Below are 18,014 nucleotides of genomic sequence, written 5' to 3'. Positions count from 1 at the left end.
AGCGCCGATGATAGTTGGGGGCTCTCCCCCTGCGAAAGTAGGACGTTGCTGGGTCACCGGAGGGTGTCTCCCGGAACCAGACCCTGGTTCCCGGGCGGCACCCTCTTTTTTTGCGTTGGCCCGGTTTTTTTCCAAAGCAGGAAAACTCTGTTTGGAGCGGTTTGAGCCGTTTTTCAGACTGAATAGTGTGAATAGTAGAACTATCCTCGTTTTCTTGACACTCGTTCATGGTATTGTTAATCTACTGATAATATTTTCAGGAGACCGAAAGGGGAATGAACATCTATGTGGGAAGATAAGTTTGCTAAAGAGGGCTTGACGTTTGATGATGTATTGCTGCTGCCGGATGAGTCAAATGTCCTGCCAAACCAGGTGAACGTGGAGACGGTGCTTTCGGATAACCTGAAATTGAACGTTCCGGTCATCAGTGCAGGGATGGACACTGTAACAGAGGCGTCTATGGCAATCGCTATGGCACGTGCAGGCGGTCTTGGTATCATTCACAAGAATATGTCCATTGAAGAACAGGCGGAGCAGGTGGACCGCGTGAAGCGTTCGGAGAGCGGTGTTATTACAAACCCGTTTCATCTGTCTGAGGATCACCAGGTGTTTGATGCGGAGCACCTGATGGGCAAATACCGGATTTCCGGTGTGCCGATTGCTGACGAGAATGAAAAGCTTGTCGGCATTATCACGAACCGGGATCTCCGCTTTATTGAAGATTACTCGATTCCGATTAAAGATGTGATGACGAGCGAAAATCTCGTTACAGCTCCTGTCGGTACAACGCTCAAAGAGGCACAGCAGATTCTCCAGAAGCACCGCATTGAAAAGCTTCCTCTCGTTGATGACGATAAGAAGCTGAAAGGGCTTATTACAATCAAGGACATTGAGAAAGCCATTGAATTCCCTCACTCCGCTAAAGACAGCTCGGGCCGTCTGGTTGTCGGGGCAGCGGTCGGCGTCGGCGGTGATGCAGACTCCCGCATTAAGGCTCTGGTGGCATCTGAAGTAGATGTGCTGGTCATTGATACAGCACACGGGCACTCTGCAGGCGTCATCAATAAAGTAAGGGAGATCCGCAGCCAGTATCCGGATCTGAACATTGTAGCCGGAAACGTGGCAACTGCGGAAGCTACAAAAGCACTCATCGAAGCAGGGGCTAACATTATTAAAGTCGGCATTGGACCAGGGTCTATTTGTACAACACGTATCGTTGCCGGTATCGGTGTTCCGCAGATTACAGCCATTTATGACTGTGCGACAGAAGCACGAAAGCACGGTGTGGCGATCATTGCAGACGGCGGGATCAAGCACTCCGGAGAAATTACAAAAGCACTTGCAGCCGGCGGACACGCCGTGATGCTCGGCAGTATTCTTGCCGGTGTTACAGAAAGCCCGGGCGAGCGTGAAATTTATCAAGGACGACAGTTCAAAGTCTATCGCGGCATGGGTTCCATTGCTGCAATGGAAAAAGGAAGCAAGGACCGCTACTTCCAGGAAGAAGAGAAAAAGCTTGTTCCGGAAGGGATCGAAGGACGTATCCCTTACAAGGGACCGCTGGCTGATACGCTGCATCAGCTCGTCGGCGGACTTCGTGCCGGCATGGGCTACTGCGGAACAGGCACGGTGCCGGATCTGCAGGAGAGAGGACGCTTTATCCGCATCACGAATGCCGGATTAAAGGAAAGCCACGCTCATGATGTACAAATTACCAAAGAAGCACCAAACTATACGAACTGAGTCAATAGATAGGGGCCTCCCCTATCTATTTTTCTTAGCTGTGATGTGGTAAAATACCGCTTGTATGTCAATTGAGCAGAAGCGCGTCATTTACATATAGATTATACCGATATTTAGGAGAGATGATGAATGGTACGTAAGCTACAGGCAGCGGCAGCAGGGACACTTTTGACAGCAGGCATATTTGCAGGAGCCGTTCCCGCAATGGCCTCTTATGAGCCGTCTGTTGATACAGTTATTCTCGTGGATGGAGAAACCGGACAAATTCTGTTTGAACAAAACGCAGATAATCCGCTCCCGCCGGCAAGCATGACGAAAATGATGAGTGAATATTTGATTTTGGAAGCAGTCAACAACGGCGATATTGCTTGGGATGATGAAGTCGAGGTCAGTGAATTTTTAAATCAGCTTTCTCATAACCGCGGTTTGTCTAACGTGCCAATGCGGGTGGATGAAACGTATACGGTCCAGGAGCTGTATGAATCGGTCGCAATTTATTCAGCGAATGCTGCTACGATGGCACTGACCGAGCACATTTCCGGCTCAGAAGGAAATTTCGTCGAGCTGATGAATGAGCGCGGCGCCGACCTCGGCATGGGAGAAACGCTTCGGGAAGCAGGCTCCGAGTACGGGATGGACAACCTGGAAGAGATTGCTGCTGAAGAAGTCGGTGATTTCCAATTCGTCAACTCCACTGGCCTTCCGAACACCCTCTTGGAAGGAAACCATCCGGAAGGGACCGGCTCGGAAGAAGATAACTTCATGTCTGCCCAGGCAACCGCAACCCTTGCCTATCACCTAGTCAATGACTATCCGGAAGTGTTGGATACCGCGAGCATTCCGACGATGACGTTCCGTGAAGGAACAGAAGATGAAGTATTTATGGAAAACTGGAACTGGATGCTGGATGGCACGCGGAATCCGGATACCGGTGAAGATGTGAAGTACGACCCGATCGACGGACTGAAAACCGGGCATACGAACGCAGCGGGCTTTACGTTCACCGGAACGGCAGAACAGGACGGCCAGCGCTTTATCAGCGTTGTCATGGGTGCTGGTTCTGAAGCAGAGCGGTTTACAGAAACAAAAGCGGTGATGGAATGGGCGTTTGACGCCTTTTCCGAAGAAGAGATTTACCCGGAGAACATGACAATGGACGGCTATGAAACCCTGCCGGTTGTAAAAGGCGAAGAAGAAAGCGTCGCGCTTGCGACAAACGCTGCCTTCTCTGAAATGGTAGAAGAGGGCGATGAGGAGAACTACAGCTACACGGTGGAACTGGATGAGTCGCTTCTAAACGAAGACGGCGAAATGGAAGCTCCGGTAGAAGCAGGCACAACGGTCGGACGCATGGTCGTTGAGTACGAAGGAGACCGTGAAATCGCGTACCTGCCGGGTGAAGGCGAAAACGGCGGCGAAATTGAAATCGTGACGACCGATTCCGTTGAACGCGCAGGCTGGATGGCGCTGACGATGCACAATGTCGGTTCGTTCTTTTCCGGCGTCTGGTCAAATGTTTCCAACAGCGTACGCGGCTGGTTCTAATAAGCAGGGAAGTTGCCCGGTGCGACGGGATATGTTAGCATATACAGCTAAGGTCGACGAATAAATTTTTGTACTTTTTCGTGCCAATTCAGTTACGGATGGGTGCAGATTCGCTATAATATAAGACGGACACGATGTTTACTACTAGCAAGGTGCTGAAAGGGGATCATCATGGAAAAACGTACAGGTACGGACCGCGTCAAGCGCGGTATGGCAGAAATGCAAAAAGGCGGCGTCATTATGGACGTCATCAACGCAGAACAAGCAAAGATTGCAGAGGAGGCCGGAGCTGTAGCAGTTATGGCTCTTGAGCGTGTTCCTTCTGATATCCGCGCTGCAGGCGGAGTAGCACGAATGGCAGACCCAACGATTGTAGAAGAAGTACGTGATGCCGTCTCCATTCCGGTTATGGCAAAAGCGCGTATCGGCCACATCGTGGAAGCGCGTCTTCTCGAAGCACTCGGCGTCGACTATATCGATGAGAGTGAAGTGCTGACTCCGGCAGACGAAGTGTTCCACCTGAATAAGAGCGAGTACACGGTGCCGTTCGTATGCGGTGCAAAGGATCTCGGTGAAGCAACGCGCCGAATCGGCGAAGGTGCTTCCATGCTCCGTACGAAGGGTGAACCAGGTACAGGCAACATCGTAGAAGCAGTTCGCCACCAGCGCTTGATTCAGGCACAGGTACGCAAAGTGCTGAGCATGTCGGATGATGAACTGATGACAGAAGCGAAAAACCTCGGTGCGCCGTTCCACGTGCTCCAGGACATTCGTGAAACAGGCCGTCTTCCAGTCGTGAACTTCGCGGCAGGCGGAATCGCAACACCAGCAGATGCTGCACTGATGATGCACCTCGGTTCTGACGGCGTGTTTGTCGGATCCGGTATTTTCAAGTCTGACAACCCGGCTAAATTTGGCCGTGCGATTGTGGAAGCAACGACTCACTATGATGACTTCAAGCTCATCGCAGAGCTTTCGAAAGATCTTGGGACAGCGATGAAGGGAATTGAAATTTCCACGCTTGAACCAAAAGACCGCATGCAGGACCGCGGCTGGTAAACAAGCTACGTTTATAGGGGATAAGAAAGAGGTGGTTGTATCATGATGAACATCGGAGTATTGGCACTGCAGGGTGCTGTCCGAGAGCATGTGCGTGCCCTGGAGGCACCGGACGTACAGGTAACGGTCGTGAAGAAGGTAGAGCAGCTGCATGAACTGGACGGTCTTGTTTTTCCCGGTGGAGAAAGCACCACGATGCGCCGCCTCATCAACCTTTACGGATTTTATGAGCCGCTGAAGCAGTTTGCGGCAGAGGGCAAGCCCGTTTTCGGCACATGCGCCGGAGCGATTTTAATGGCAAAAGAAATTGCCGGTCAAGCGGAGCCGCATTTGTCTGTGATGGACATGACGGTCGAGCGGAACGCCTTCGGCCGCCAGCGTGAAAGCTTCGAAGCATTTCTGCCGATGAAAAACGTCGGCGAGGATATCGAAGCAGTATTCATCCGCGCACCGATCATCCGCTCGGTCGGCGAGAACGTTACCGTTCTTGCCGAATATGACGGCAGCATCGTTGCTGCTCAGCAGGGTCCGTTCGTTGCCTGCTCGTTTCATCCGGAGCTGACAGATGACGATCGTTTCCATCAATATTTCGTAGAGGTCGTCCGACAGTCTCTGAAGGAGCCTGTCGCCCAGTAAAATAAAAACCGCTGAGACGGGAACTAGTAACAGCCTTTCTTTCTTCAGAGAGCCGGTGGCCGCTGTGAACCGGTGAAAGAAGCTGTGAATCCATCCTTGAGCTTGAAGTGAACCTTCACGGCGCCTGCCGTTATCAGGTCGAGCAGGGAGGCGTTAAAGCCTCCAAGCAGGGTGGTATCGCGGTTACAGCCGTCCCTGGGTGCACATGCACCCGGGGACGGCTTTTTTTAATAGACAATTCACATAGAGGAGAGATGAACATGCTGGATATGAAGCTGCTCCGCAGCGATTTTGAAGGAGTAAAAGAGAAGCTGGCTAAACGAAATGAGGACATCAGCGCGCTGGATAAATTCGTCGATATGGATGAGAAACGCCGCGGACTCATTAAAGAAACAGAAGAGCTGAAAAGCCGGCGCAATACGGTGTCTCAGGAAATTTCCCAAATGAAGAAGGAAAAGCAAGATGCTACAGACGTGATCGCGGAGATGAAAAACGTTTCTGCCACGATCAAAAAGCTGGATGAAGAACTTCGGGAAGTCGAGGCGGAGCTTGACTATCTGATGCTGACGATACCAAATGTGCCGCATGAAGACGTACCGGTCGGTGAGGATGAAGCAGATAACGTGGAGCTGCGCGTCTGGGGTGAAAAGCGTGCATTTGATTTTGAGGAGAAAGCACACTGGGATCTCGTCCGGGATCTGGATATCGCAGACTTTGACCGAGCAGCAAAAGTGACCGGCAGCCGTTTTGTGTTTTACAAAGGACTTGGTGCCAGACTCGAGCGTGCCCTTATTAACTATATGATGGACCTTCATGAAGACGAACACGGCTATGAAGAGGTTCTGCCGCCGTATATGGTCAACCGCGACAGCATGACAGGAACAGGACAGCTTCCGAAATTTGAAGAAGATGCATTTAAGATCCGCGAGGAAGATTACTTTTTAATTCCGACTGCCGAGGTGCCGGTGACGAACATGCACCGGGATGAGATTATGAACGTGGAGGATCTTCCGAAAACCTATGCCGCTTACAGTGCCTGCTTCCGCTCTGAAGCGGGATCTGCCGGGCGCGATACACGCGGGCTGATCCGCCAGCACCAGTTTAACAAGGTCGAGCTCGTGCGGTTTGTAAAGCCGGAGGATTCCTATGAGGAGCTGGAAAAGTTGACAGGTCATGCAGAGAAAATTCTGCAAAACCTGAAGCTGCCGTACCGCGTGCTGCACATGTGCACCGGTGATCTCGGCTTTACAGCAGCGAAGAAGTACGACCTCGAAGTGTGGCTCCCAAGCTACAGCGACTACAAGGAGATCTCTTCCTGCAGCAACTTCGAAGCATTTCAGGCACGACGCGCTAATATTCGCTTTAAGCGTGATACCAAGGCGAAAACAGAGTTTGTCCACACGTTGAACGGCTCCGGCCTCGCCGTTGGCCGTACCGTGGCTGCTATTGTAGAAAACTACCAGCAGCAGGATGGCAGCATTGAAATTCCGGAGGTGCTGCGGCCTTACATGGGCGGACGCACCCACATTACCGCAAAATAAGAAAGCAGACGGTTCGCACAGCGGACCGTCTTTTCCTATGTTTCAAAAATAATTTGCGAAAACAAGCACAAAGGCAAAGCAAGTAATTATGCAAGTTAGGGCTGGTCTTAACAGCAAGAGTCTACCGTAGGTCGACAGTCGTTAACCCCTGCTGTGACAGGTTTGCACGAGGGAAAGAATGACGGGAAGGGAAAATAAACTGAATAATATATTAACTAATATGTATAAATATTCTTTAGGGTGCACGAGTAATGTCTACACTGGAGCTACTGTCCACGTGAATTAAGCAGGATCTGAAAGGAAGATAAAACGTTAAAACGCCTGTCAGTCAGTACTTTACGACGTTTATACATAACTGTGATAAAGTAAAAGAAAGTTACGAAACTTTGTAAGAAAATCTCTTAATACGGTATACATTTATACATTAGTTTGTTTATAATACAAGTTAAGCGGAAAAGTCGGATAATTTCGTGTTATTCCCTGGTTCTGCTACTTTTAAACTAAGTGAGTGCTCATTCATATTGTTTGGAGACTCGAAATTCAGTACGAACGTCGGTGTTTAACCGCGATCGGCTGTGGTAGACTGAACAGGACTTTTATATTGGAATAATGAAAATTTTCCTAATACTCAGCGTTTTGTGACGTTTTGCGCTATGCTCACAGCATAAGCAGTGGAAGCGTTTTCAAAAACAGGTTTACATTCTGAATTCAGACTATTAAAATAACGGTAGTCTTTCCCAAAAAAAAGAATTTTTAGTACTATCTTGCTTTCTACATATGTGAGACCGAATTCAGTAAAGAAGAATTGAGAAAACAGTGAAGGGTAGGATCGCCAATGAGCAGCCAGAAACCGCTTCTGGAAGTCCAGAATCTGCATACGGGCTTCAACATCGAGGGAGAAACGCATTACGCGGTGAAAGACGTTTCATTTACGGTAAATCCGAAAGAAGTTGTTTGTATTGTCGGAGAGTCCGGTTGTGGGAAGAGTGTCATGTCCCTGTCCATTATGGATCTTCTGCCGAAGCATAACGGGAAGATCGATAAGGGCCATATCCTGTTTAAGGGAAACGACCTCGTGCCTCTTTCCGAAGAGGAAATGAATCAAATCCGCGGTAAGGATATCAGCATGATCTTTCAGGAGCCGATGACGGCGTTAAACCCGGTTCTGACGATCGGATATCAAATGGACGAGGTGCTGTTTAACCATACGGACACGCGCAAAGAAGAGATCCGCAAAAAAAGCGTGCAGCTTTTGCAGCAGGTCGGCATTTCCCGCGCTGATCAAATTGTCAACGAGTACCCGCACCAGCTCTCAGGCGGCATGCGCCAGCGCGTGATGATCGCCATGGCCATCGCCTGTCAGCCGCAGCTGCTCATTGCCGATGAGCCGACGACGGCACTGGACGTTACCGTTCAGGCGCAGATTTTAGAGCTGATTACGAAAATTCAGGAAGAAGTCGGCATGGCCATGCTGCTTATCACACACGACCTCGGCGTCGTGGCGGAAATGGCCGACCGGGTTGTCGTCATGTATGCCGGCCAGGTGGTGGAAGATACGGATGTGGACCGGCTGTTCTACGAGCCGAAGCATCCGTATACGAAGGCGCTGCTCGATTCAATCCCGAGAATGGACGATCACCGGGAAGTGCTGAATACGATTAAAGGGATTGTTCCATCCCTGAAAAACATGCCGAAACAGGGCTGCCGGTTCGTAGACCGCTGTCCATCTGCAATGCCGGAGTGCAAAAAAATAGATCCGGCTCTCGGGGAAGTAGATAAAGGGCATTCCGTCCGCTGTATCCTCTATGATGCAAGCCACCCTGAAAAGAAAGCGGAGGTTTAGGCAATGGCGAATGAAACAGTTAAAACAGAAAAGTCAGAGCACTTGCTGCAAGTGCAGGAGCTGAAAAAATATTATCCGGTGCGCGGAGGTTTCCTTCGCCGGAAGGTCGGCGACGTCAAAGCCGTCGATAACATTTCGCTGGAGCTGAAGCGCGGTGAGACATTTGGACTTGTAGGAGAGTCCGGCTGCGGCAAATCCACAGCTGGCCGTACGATTACGCGGCTGTTTAAACCGACGTCCGGAAATATCCTGTTTGAAGGAAGGGATATCACGAACCTGCGCGGCTCGGAGCTCCGCAACCTGCGTCAGGATATTCAGATGGTGTTCCAGGATCCGTACGCCTCGCTCAATCCAAAGATGATGGTCGGGAGTATCGTATCTGAACCGCTCGTCAACTATGGACACGGCAGTGAAGGCAAGCTGAAGGACGAAGTCATGCAGCTGCTGGAGCGGGTAGGCCTTCCTGAAGACGCCTACTACAAGTATCCGCACGAATTTTCCGGCGGGCAGCGTCAGCGGATCGGCATTGCGCGAGCGCTTGCGCTGAAGCCGAAGCTGATCGTCGCCGATGAACCGGTTTCTGCACTCGACGTATCGGTTCAGTCCCAGGTGCTGAACCTGCTGAAAGAGCTCCAGGAAGAATTTAACCTGACGCTGCTCTTTATCGCGCACGACTTAAGCGTCGTCAAGCATATGAGCGACCGCATCGGCGTGATGTATCTCGGCAACCTTGTGGAAGTCGCAGACGCAGACGATATTTATCAGGATCCGAAGCATCCTTACACGCAGGCACTGATTTCCGCGATTCCACAGCCGGACCCTCGTAACAAGAGCGAGCGGGTGATTCTTTCAGGAGACGTTCCAAGTCCGCAGAATCCGCCGGTCGGCTGTCCGTTCCATCCGCGCTGTCCGAAGGCGATGCCGGAATGCAGCGAGAAAAAACCGCAGTTGAAGGAGGTGAACCGCGAGCACCGCGTATCGTGCCTGTTGTATGAATAGGCGTTCACTTTTTAACTGGTCTTATCTAATTTTTATTAACCTTAAGGGGGAAGAATGAATGAAACGTTCTCGTTATCTATTAGGTGCTTCACTCATGTCTGTTGCGATTCTGGCAGCGTGCGGCGGAGAAGGAAATGACGGCAATAACAATGCAGATCCTGCAGACAACAATGCAAATAACGCAGAAGTAAACGATACTGACAATGATGGAGCAGACGATGCAGACGCTGACAACGAAGGGAACAACGACGAAGAAGCGGCTGACGGAGATGCTCCGCAGGGTGGTACCGTTACATACGGCTACACAGCTCCGTTTGCGGGCGTTCTCGACTGGAACTTCTATGGTGGTGTCGATGACAGCCTCGCACTGAACATTTTCAACGGAGATGCACTTTACTCCATCTCTTCTTTCACAGACTTTGAGCCGGAGCCGAGCCTTGCGCACGACTGGGAATGGTCTGATGACAACCTGACAGTGACATTCCACCTTGAAGAAGGTGTTATGTGGCACAACGGAGAAGAGCTGACAGCAGAAGACTTTGAGTTCTCCTATGAGATTATCGCTCATCCGGATTATGACGGACCACGTCTATCCAACGTTGACCGGATCGAAGGTTTTGACGAGTACCGTGCAGGCGATGCTGATTCGCTTGAAGGGGTAAACGTCATTGATGACTACACGTTTGAAGTCACGTTCCAGGAAGCACTTGCAAACAATCTGGAAAACCTTTGGGCTTATCCGTCTCCAAAAGCACACTTGGAGCATTTAGAAGTCTCCGAAATTGAAGACTCTGAAGAAGTCCGGCAAAATCCGGTTGGCCTTGGGGCATTTGAGGTAGAGAACATCGTTCCTGGTGAGCAGATCGAGTACACAGCTTTTGAAGACTACTGGCAGGGTGCACCGAACCTGGACGGCGCTGTTTACCGAATCGTAGACGGCAACCAGGCTGGTGAGCTTGTTGCCCAGGGCGAAGTAGACATCATCGAACTGACACCGACACAGGCGCTTCCGCTGGAAGACAACGAAGATGTGACAGTTGAAGAGATCGAAGCACTTTCCTACAGCTACCTCGGCTTTAAGCTCGGTGAGTGGAACGCAGAAGAAGAAGTAGTGGAAATGAACAATCCGAAGTTTGAGTCGAAGGAACTCCGTCAGGCATTCGCTCATGCGATTGACCGTCAGGGTATCATCGATGAGTTCAACGAAGGCTACGGTACGGTTATCAACGCACCGGAATCCCATATTCGCTGGTCTTATCCGGATGAGTCCTCCCTGAACCAGTATGAGTATGATCCGGACCGCGCACGTGAGCTGCTTGAAGAAGCAGGCTATGAAGACGTAACTGGCGACGGATTTGTCGAAGATCCGGACGGCGAAGAGTTTACGGTAAACCTCGCTGCAATGGATACGCCTGCTGATATCGCAGAGCCTCGTGCTCAGTACATTCTGCAGACGCTTCAGGATGTCGGCATCAACGCTCAGCTGATGGACGGCCAGCTGCTCGACTTTAACCTGTTCTATGACCTTGTGGAAGAAGACGATGAAAACATCGACATCTTTATGGGTGCATGGGGACTGGCTACAGCGGATCCGGATCCATCCGGTCTGTGGAGATCCAATGACTTCTGGAACTTCCCTCGCTGGGACAACGAAGAGTCTGATGAGCTGATCGCAGAAGGCCTCAGTGAAGAAGCACTTGATATCGACTATCGTCAGGAAGTGTATCAGGAGTGGCACCAGCTCGTAAACGAAGAGCTTCCGCTTATCCCGCTTAACTCTCCGACGGACCTATACGGCATTAATGCCAACGTCGGCGGCGTAACAGTGGACGTGCGTGACGCTACAGCGAATCCGCACGAGTGGTACATCGACGAAGAGTAAAAAACGTTTGTTCATCGGAAAGATGAGCATCCCACTTTGACCTGACAAGGAGAAATCGATCATGCTACTTTATACGTTGAGGCGCATCCTCATCATGATTCCAATCCTGTTTCTGGTCTCCATTGTGGTATTCTCCCTGGCATTTGCGATGCCAGGGGATGCCCTTTCCGGTCAGATCGATCCGACGCAAAGCCCGGAATACATTGAAGAAATGAGAGAGGAACTTGGATTAAATGATCCGGTTCACATTCAGTACGGCCGCTGGGTTGCCGGCATTGTTCAATGGGATTTCGGTCGTTCTGTCGTACACAGAATGGACGTATCTGCCATCATAGGGGAGCGGCTGCCGAATACGATACTGCTATCGGCGATGTCGCTTATCATTACGTATATTCTTGCTTTCTTCATGGGCCGTTATGCCGGAAGAAACCCGTATACTAAAGGAGACTACACGATTCAGGGGATCAACTACTTAATGCTTGCGATCCCGAGTTTTGTTGCTGCACTGTTTGCTATTTTCATTTTCTCGTTCCAGTTCGGACTCTTCCCGTCGACAGGAAGCGTCGGCTCCGGTATGACACCGGGTACGTTCGAATTCTGGATGAGCAAGCTGTATCACACGTTCCTGCCGGCCCTCGTTCTCGGTGCGCTCGTGACAGCGAGCTACACACAGTTTCTGCGTAACGATATCATTGAGAGTGCGCAGAAGGACTATGTCCGGACGGCGCGGGCAAAAGGAACACCGGAATCTGAAATTTACAATAAGCACATCCTCCGCAACTCGATTATTCCGATCGTCACGCTCTTCGGCTTTGACATCGCGAGTATTATCGGCGGAGCGGTTATCATTGAAACTATCTTTTCCTACCGTGGAATTGGAGAGCTTCTCATCTCCTCCATTGAACGGCGCGACTCAGCTGTTGTGCTGTCCGTTACGCTGATGCTTTCTGTAGCAACGCTTGTCGGCAACCTGCTTGCTGACTTGCTGTACGGCATCATCGATCCGCGGATCAGGGTGGAATAAGGGGGGAACTGTCATGGAAGCAGCAGAAGAAATACAGCTGGAGAAAAAAGCAAAAAAGCAGTCCCCCTGGTCGATAGCACGGCGCAAGCTTGTCCGCAATAAGCTCGCTATGCTGAGCCTCGGATTTCTCGTGCTCGTTATTACGATGGCCTACATGGCACCGCTGCTCACCGGTTACGATCCGCAGCGGGTGGATATCATCAACCGGAACCAGCCGCCGGGTGAGGGCTTCCTGCTTGGAACCGACGCTTCCGGCCGGGACATTTGGACACTGCTCCTCTACGGGGCACGCACCTCGCTTACGATCGGACTTGTCTGTACGGCAGCTGTGATCATGATTGCCACGGTGATCGGCTCGATTGCCGGCTACTACGGCGGCCTGGTGGATGCGATTCTTATGCGCTTTACAGATTTTATGATGAACTTTCCGTTCCTCGTTTTTGTTATCGTACTCGCCTCTATTTTCCGTGAGGCAGGTATCTGGGCGCTGATTATCGTGTTGAGCGTCCTTTCCTGGACCGGGGCAGCCCGGGTTGTGCGAAGCAAGGTAATGGCGGAAAAGGAAAATGAGTACGTCATGGCAGCGATTTCGATCGGCAGTACACCGTTTAAAGTTATTCGCAAACACCTGCTGCCAAACGTGATGACGACGATCATTGTACAGGCAACGCTCCTTCTTGCCGTCATGATTGTAGCGGAAACCGCACTGAGCTTTCTTGGGTTCGGGGTTCCAACCGGAACACCGAGCTGGGGGAATATGATGACGGAAGCACGTGATCCAAACGTCATTCGTTCGTACTGGTGGATCTGGATTCCGCCGGGTCTTGCGATTACCTTTACGATTCTTTCCATTAACTTCATCGGGGAAGGCATCAAGGATGCGTTCAACCCGCGATCTGCTCGATAAGATGAAAGCCGTCCCGCTTGCCGGGGCGGTTTTTATCGTTCTGCGGCTGACGGAACAGTCCGGTTCTTTACCGCCGGCTTCAGGAGCGGTAAAATAGCGGCAGAGGAGGTCCGGCTCATGGAACAGGACGTTTTATTTATGAAAGAAGCGCTTGCAGAAGCAGAGAAAGCTGGGGCAATGGGGGAGGTGCCGATCGGGGCTGTCATTGTAAAAGACGGAAGCGTAATTGCGCGAGGGCATAACCTGCGGGAGACGACCCAGCAGTCGCTGACGCATGCTGAGCTGATTGCAATGGAAGAGGCGTGCCGCGTAACAGGCAGCTGGCGGCTGGAAGGCTGTACGCTGTACGTCACGCTCGAGCCGTGTCCGATGTGTGCCGGCGCTGTCGTACAGTCGCGCGTGGAGCGGGTCGTATTTGCCGCAGAGGATCCGAAGGCCGGGTGCTGCGGAACACTCATGAATCTTGTGCAGGATGCCCGTTTTAACCACCGTGCGGCGCTGACATCTGGTATAATGAAAGAAGAGGCAGCTGCGCTTTTGACGTCATTTTTCCAGCAGCTCCGGCTCGAAAAAAAGAAAAAGAAACAGGAGGCAAACACCGATGCGTCCGAATCAGATTTCACTTGAAACAGCGAAGATGATGGCGGAAAAGCTGAACATGCCGATTGAGCACGTCATGCATACGCCGCCGCATATTTTAATGGCGAAGCTGCAGCAGGCAGAAGCCGAAAAAGAGAACACAGACGAAACGTAGTTCTTCATTGATTTTCGTACTGGAAGAAGTTATACTGAGATTTGTGTCGCTGACTGACACAACTAAAAACGTTATCCACTTTGTCGTGCTAAGCGGGGAGCTAGCGGTTCCCTGTACCCGCAATCCGCTATAGCGGGGCTGAACTCCTCTTCTGAGGCCGTACGATTTCATGGCCTGCCCTGAGTAAGTGGTGTTGACATCCGGGTTCTGCGCAACGGAATCTTGTGAACCCTGTCAGGTCCGGAAGGAAGCAGCAGTAAGCAAGTCCTTCCGTGTGCCGCAGAGTTGCCTGGATCGAGCAAACTGCTCAGGTAACGCATGAGGTTTTACGGTCGAGGAAAGGTGCACGGCATCTACTATAAGAAGAAAACGGCGTTCCTGCTTTGTGCGGGCGTCGTTTTTTTCTGTCTGCATACATACTGGAATTTCCCTCGGCAGAAACCAGATAGATTTTGAATTCACCTCTCAAAGCCGGTATAATAGATAGAGGTGAAACACGACGAAGGAGCTGAACGGAGATATGAGCTATCAAGCGCTGTACCGCGTCTGGAGACCGCAGAAGCTTCAGGACGTCGTCGGGCAGGAGCACATCACGAAAACGCTGCAGAACGCCCTTGTCCAGCAGAAGCTGTCGCACGCTTATCTGTTTACAGGCCCCCGCGGTACCGGTAAAACGAGCGCTGCCAAGATCATCTCCAAGGCAGTGAACTGCCGGAATGCTCCGACGACAGAGCCGTGCAACGAATGTGAAGCCTGCCGGGGAATCTCGGATGGCAGCATTGTTGATGTCATGGAAATTGACGCAGCAAGCAACAACGGGGTAGATGAAATCCGCGATATCCGCGATAAAGTAAAGTTTGCACCAAGTGCCGTTTCCTACAAAGTGTACATTATTGATGAAGTGCACATGCTGACAACAGGAGCGTTTAATGCGCTCTTAAAAACGCTGGAGGAGCCGCCGCCGCACGTTATTTTTATTCTGGCTACAACCGAGCCGCATAAGATCCCGCTGACCATCATCTCCCGCTGCCAGCGGTTCGATTTTAAACGGATTACTTCTTCAGCCATGCTCGGCAGAATGGAAGAGATCGTGCAGGAGAGCGGGATCGCGATTGAGCAGCCGGCGCTTGCGCTGATTGCACGGGTCAGTGAAGGCGGTATGCGGGATGCACTGAGCCTGCTGGATCAGGCGGTCTCCTTTTCAGACGGTACGATCAGCCGAGACGACATTCACGCCGTTATCGGCTCCGTTTCCAATGACATGATGTATCAGATCGTGGAAGCAGTCCGATCCGGAAGCGTCGGCGACGGGCTTCAGGCAGTAGACACACTGATGCAGGAAGGGAAAGACGCAAACCGCTTCATGGAAGATTTAATTTTTTTCTTCCGCGATGCGCTGATGGTGAAAACAGCTCCGGAGCTGGAAGAGGCACAGGAGCTGATGGAAACGGATGAGGCGTTTCAGCAGGCCGTTGAACAGCTTGATACCGTCTGGATTTTTCATATGCTGGAAAAGCTTAATCACTTTCAGCAGCAAATGAAATGGGCCAATCATCCGCAGGTATTTTTGGAAATGTTCATCGTGCAGGCTTCCCAGCAGACAGCGTCACTTCCTGCACCTGCCGCGGATACCGGAGCTTCAAGCTCGGCTGTAGAAAAGCTGGAGCAGAAAATCGAACATTTGGAACGGACGCTGCAAAAGCTTCAGTCAGAAGGCGTCCCTGCTGCGAAAGAAAACGTTCAGGCTCCGCAGGCGAAGCCTAAGCCGAGGCAGGCAGCTTCTTCTAACAAGAGCCGTGCAGGTGTCCAGCGGGTGAAGGCGATGCTGGACAAAGCCTCCAAGCAGGAGCTACAGCAGGCTCAGTCCAAATGGGGCAACGTGATCGAGCAGGTGAAACGGGAAAGCGTACCGGCCTCCGCCTGGCTCAGTGACTGTCAGCCGGCTGCCGCATCAGATAATGAACTTGTGCTCAGCTTCCGTAACGAAATGCACCGGAATATGGTTGACGAAAAGTTCCGGGATCTCGTCGAAAATGCGGTCAGTCAGCAGCTCGGCCGGACATTTTCTCTGCACACGCTGTTAGAAGCCGACTGGGAGGACGTAAAGGCTGCCTACTCAAAGAGGCAGACCCAGCCGCCGTCAGAGGACGGAGAACTGGAAGAAAAAGACGAGGGAAATCCGCTGATCGATGAAGCCGTGAAGCTTGTCGGCCGAGATCTGCTGGAGATTAAGGAATAAACCGCGCGTGCGGAATCATAGAATCATAAAGGAGTAGATGGATATGAAAGGCATGGGCAACATGATGAAGCAAATGCAGAAAATGCAGAAGGATATGGCGAAAGCGCAGGAACAGCTGAAGGAAGAAACAGTTGAAGCATCAGCCGGCGGTGGAATGGTGAAGGTCATTGCCAGCGGAGAAAAGCGAATTCTCGATATTCAGATTAACGAAGAAGCCGTAGATCCGGATGACGTTGAAATGCTCGAGGACCTCGTGCTTGCAGCAACAAATGAAGCACTTGGTAAAGTAGATGAGCTCGTAGAAGAGCGCATGGGCAAGTTCACAAAAGGGATGAACATTCCAGGACTGATGTAATTCCGGCATGTGCCGTTATCATTCAGCCCGGTCTGCCGGGAAGAAGCTGTCTCCTGCCTGATGGAAGGGGACAGCTGTTTTCTTAGCTTACAACATTTCATCTGGATGGAGAAGCGGCTTCGCCCGCGGTGCGGGAAGGATAGATGTTTGATGCTCTCCCTGCGGACCTGCAGTAACACCTCGTGCCGTTTTGATTCAAAAGCGCATGACGCCAATGATCAGACATTGTTATCAGCCGGACTGCCAGAGGCAATCCGGTCTTATTAATCAGGAGGACGGAGGAACGTTTATGCAGTACCCACAGCCGATATCAAAACTGATGGACGGCTTTATGCGGCTTCCGGGGATCGGCCCGAAGACAGCTGCCAGACTCGCTTTCCACGTGCTTGATATGAAAGAAGACGACGTGCTGGATTTCGCAAGGGCTCTCGTAGCCGTTAAACGAGAGCTGACATACTGTTCGGTCTGCCACCACATTACCGATACGGACCCGTGCCGCATATGTGAGGATCATTCCCGCGACAGATCCATTATTTGCGTCGTGGAAGAATCCAGAGACGTTATTGCAATGGAAAAGATGCGTGAATACGGCGGAATGTACCACGTCCTGCACGGCGCTATCTCGCCTGTGGAGGGCATCGGTCCAGAAGATATTTATATCCCTGATCTGCTGAAGCGCCTGCAGAATGAAGAAGTGCAGGAGCTGATCGTGGCAACGAACCCGAATATTGAAGGGGAAGCAACCGCCATGTACATTTCCAGACTGGTGAAGCCGACGGGCATGCGTGTAACACGGATAGCTCATGGCCTGCCGGTTGGCGGCGACTTGGAGTACGCTGATGAAGTGACGCTTTCTAAAGCGATCGAAGGCAGACGCGAGCTGTAAAGGAGCGGATGAGGATGATGCGAAAGAAAAAGCGCAAGCTGCGCCAGTCAAAAGATGACGAACTGATCTATCACCTCGACAGAATTAAACAGCGGGTGAATCAGCACGAGACGTATCTGCAGTATTCCATGGATGCGCGGGACGAAATGTACGGCATGGCGAAGGCAGAGCAGGCGAAATACTGGTTTTTACTGCGCGAAGCCAGGGTCCGCCATACAACATTTTATTAGCATAACGTTTTGAACGAAGGGGCGGGAGATGTGCCTGCAGTATTCATAAACAGTGAAATGAACGTATATGCCTTGGTGTGACAGGCTTTTGCAAAAAGCTTGTCCACTTTTTTCATTTTCTTTTAAATAATCGTTGACCATTCAGCAGGGTTGATGATATATTATTACTTGTCGCTGAAACGCGAACGATCGCATCGCAGCCGATTGAACGAAAGTTGAAATCGGCGGTTGACGAACAGAACGCTTTCGTGATATATTAATAAAGTCGCCAAAACGAGCGACGCCGAGCAACACGGCCCTTTGAAAACTAAACAAAAGACAAGAAGAAGGAAAGAGAATGAATCATTCTCTGTCAATTTTTGAAATACAGG

17 protein-coding genes, 1 other RNA gene and 1 other annotated feature are annotated in these 18,014 nt (G+C 51.2%); all 18 genes read left to right on the top strand.

Annotated elements, in window-relative coordinates; genetic code table 11:
* The first annotated feature begins 285 nt into the window (after positions 1-285).
* The 18 genes from guaB (at position 286) to ACSZLD_RS16535 (ending at position 17,643) form a co-directional block, all read left to right on the top strand.
* Positions 286-1,743, top strand: a complete 1,458-nt coding sequence (gene guaB, locus ACSZLD_RS16620; protein ID WP_444685846.1) for an IMP dehydrogenase — start codon at positions 286-288, stop codon at positions 1,741-1,743.
* Positions 1,744-1,872: 129 nt separating this feature from the next.
* On the top strand, positions 1,873-3,288 hold the full coding sequence (locus ACSZLD_RS16615; protein ID WP_377910331.1) for a D-alanyl-D-alanine carboxypeptidase family protein: 1,416 nt from the start codon (positions 1,873-1,875) through the stop codon (positions 3,286-3,288).
* Positions 3,289-3,459: 171 nt separating this feature from the next.
* Positions 3,460-4,347 carry a pyridoxal 5'-phosphate synthase lyase subunit PdxS gene (gene pdxS / locus ACSZLD_RS16610; RefSeq protein ID WP_168009568.1) on the top strand — a complete coding sequence of 296 codons (888 nt, stop codon included), beginning with the start codon at positions 3,460-3,462 and terminating at the stop codon, positions 4,345-4,347.
* A 42-nt stretch (positions 4,348-4,389) separates the two neighbouring features.
* Entirely contained in the window at positions 4,390-4,983 is a 594-nt protein-coding gene (gene pdxT, locus ACSZLD_RS16605) for a pyridoxal 5'-phosphate synthase glutaminase subunit PdxT (RefSeq protein WP_377910332.1), read from the top strand.
* Positions 4,984-4,987: 4 nt separating this feature from the next.
* Positions 4,988-5,183, top strand: a binding site (T-box leader).
* 60 nt (positions 5,184-5,243) lie between these two features.
* Positions 5,244-6,524, top strand: coding sequence for a serine--tRNA ligase (gene serS, locus ACSZLD_RS16600; RefSeq protein ID WP_377910333.1), 1,281 nt, complete (start codon positions 5,244-5,246; stop codon positions 6,522-6,524).
* A gap of 835 nt (positions 6,525-7,359) precedes the next feature.
* On the top strand, positions 7,360-8,367 hold the full coding sequence (locus ACSZLD_RS16595; RefSeq protein WP_377910334.1) for an ABC transporter ATP-binding protein: 1,008 nt from the start codon (positions 7,360-7,362) through the stop codon (positions 8,365-8,367).
* A gap of 3 nt (positions 8,368-8,370) precedes the next feature.
* On the top strand, positions 8,371-9,366 hold the full coding sequence (locus tag ACSZLD_RS16590; protein ID WP_377910335.1) for an ABC transporter ATP-binding protein: 996 nt from the start codon (positions 8,371-8,373) through the stop codon (positions 9,364-9,366).
* Positions 9,367-9,424: 58 nt separating this feature from the next.
* Positions 9,425-11,248: an oligopeptide ABC transporter substrate-binding protein gene (gene opp4A / locus ACSZLD_RS16585; RefSeq protein ID WP_444685845.1), complete on the top strand. Its 1,824-nt coding sequence runs from the start codon at positions 9,425-9,427 to the stop codon at positions 11,246-11,248.
* Between the two features lie 61 nt (positions 11,249-11,309).
* The gene (gene opp4B / locus ACSZLD_RS16580) at positions 11,310-12,272 is read left to right on the top strand and encodes an oligopeptide ABC transporter permease (RefSeq protein WP_168009593.1); all 963 of its coding nucleotides are present in this window, start codon (positions 11,310-11,312) and stop codon (positions 12,270-12,272) included.
* Between the two features lie 13 nt (positions 12,273-12,285).
* Positions 12,286-13,179, top strand: a complete 894-nt coding sequence (gene opp4C / locus ACSZLD_RS16575) for an oligopeptide ABC transporter permease (protein WP_168009595.1) — start codon at positions 12,286-12,288, stop codon at positions 13,177-13,179.
* Entirely contained in the window at positions 13,151-13,276 is a 126-nt protein-coding gene (locus ACSZLD_RS16570; protein ID WP_444685844.1) for a hypothetical protein, read from the top strand. Before opp4C ends, ACSZLD_RS16570 begins: the two co-directional genes overlap by 29 nt.
* 20 nt (positions 13,277-13,296) lie before the next feature.
* Positions 13,297-13,806, top strand: a complete 510-nt coding sequence (gene tadA, locus ACSZLD_RS16565) for a tRNA adenosine(34) deaminase TadA (RefSeq protein ID WP_444685843.1) — start codon at positions 13,297-13,299, stop codon at positions 13,804-13,806.
* Entirely contained in the window at positions 13,781-13,933 is a 153-nt protein-coding gene (locus ACSZLD_RS16560; protein WP_444685842.1) for a YycC family protein, read from the top strand. The genes tadA and ACSZLD_RS16560 overlap by 26 nt, the downstream gene beginning before the upstream one ends.
* 83 nt (positions 13,934-14,016) lie before the next feature.
* Positions 14,017-14,283, top strand: an RNA gene (gene ffs, locus ACSZLD_RS16555) — signal recognition particle sRNA large type.
* Between the two features lie 170 nt (positions 14,284-14,453).
* On the top strand, positions 14,454-16,172 hold the full coding sequence (dnaX, locus tag ACSZLD_RS16550; protein WP_444685841.1) for a DNA polymerase III subunit gamma/tau: 1,719 nt from the start codon (positions 14,454-14,456) through the stop codon (positions 16,170-16,172).
* Between the two features lie 43 nt (positions 16,173-16,215).
* Positions 16,216-16,527 carry a YbaB/EbfC family nucleoid-associated protein gene (locus ACSZLD_RS16545; RefSeq protein ID WP_377910340.1) on the top strand — a complete coding sequence of 104 codons (312 nt, stop codon included), beginning with the start codon at positions 16,216-16,218 and terminating at the stop codon, positions 16,525-16,527.
* A gap of 289 nt (positions 16,528-16,816) precedes the next feature.
* On the top strand, positions 16,817-17,413 hold the full coding sequence (gene recR, locus ACSZLD_RS16540; protein ID WP_377910341.1) for a recombination mediator RecR: 597 nt from the start codon (positions 16,817-16,819) through the stop codon (positions 17,411-17,413).
* A gap of 14 nt (positions 17,414-17,427) precedes the next feature.
* Positions 17,428-17,643, top strand: coding sequence for a YaaL family protein (locus tag ACSZLD_RS16535; protein WP_377910342.1), 216 nt, complete (start codon positions 17,428-17,430; stop codon positions 17,641-17,643).
* The last annotated feature ends 371 nt before the right edge of the window (positions 17,644-18,014 follow it).

Origin of the sequence: Alkalicoccus luteus, assembly GCF_052061695.1 — a bacterium.
GTDB lineage: Bacteria > Bacillota > Bacilli > Bacillales > Salisediminibacteriaceae > Alkalicoccus > Alkalicoccus luteus.
Note: the sequence above shows the minus strand (reverse complement) of the source record. Positions and strands in the feature narration are given on the sequence as shown.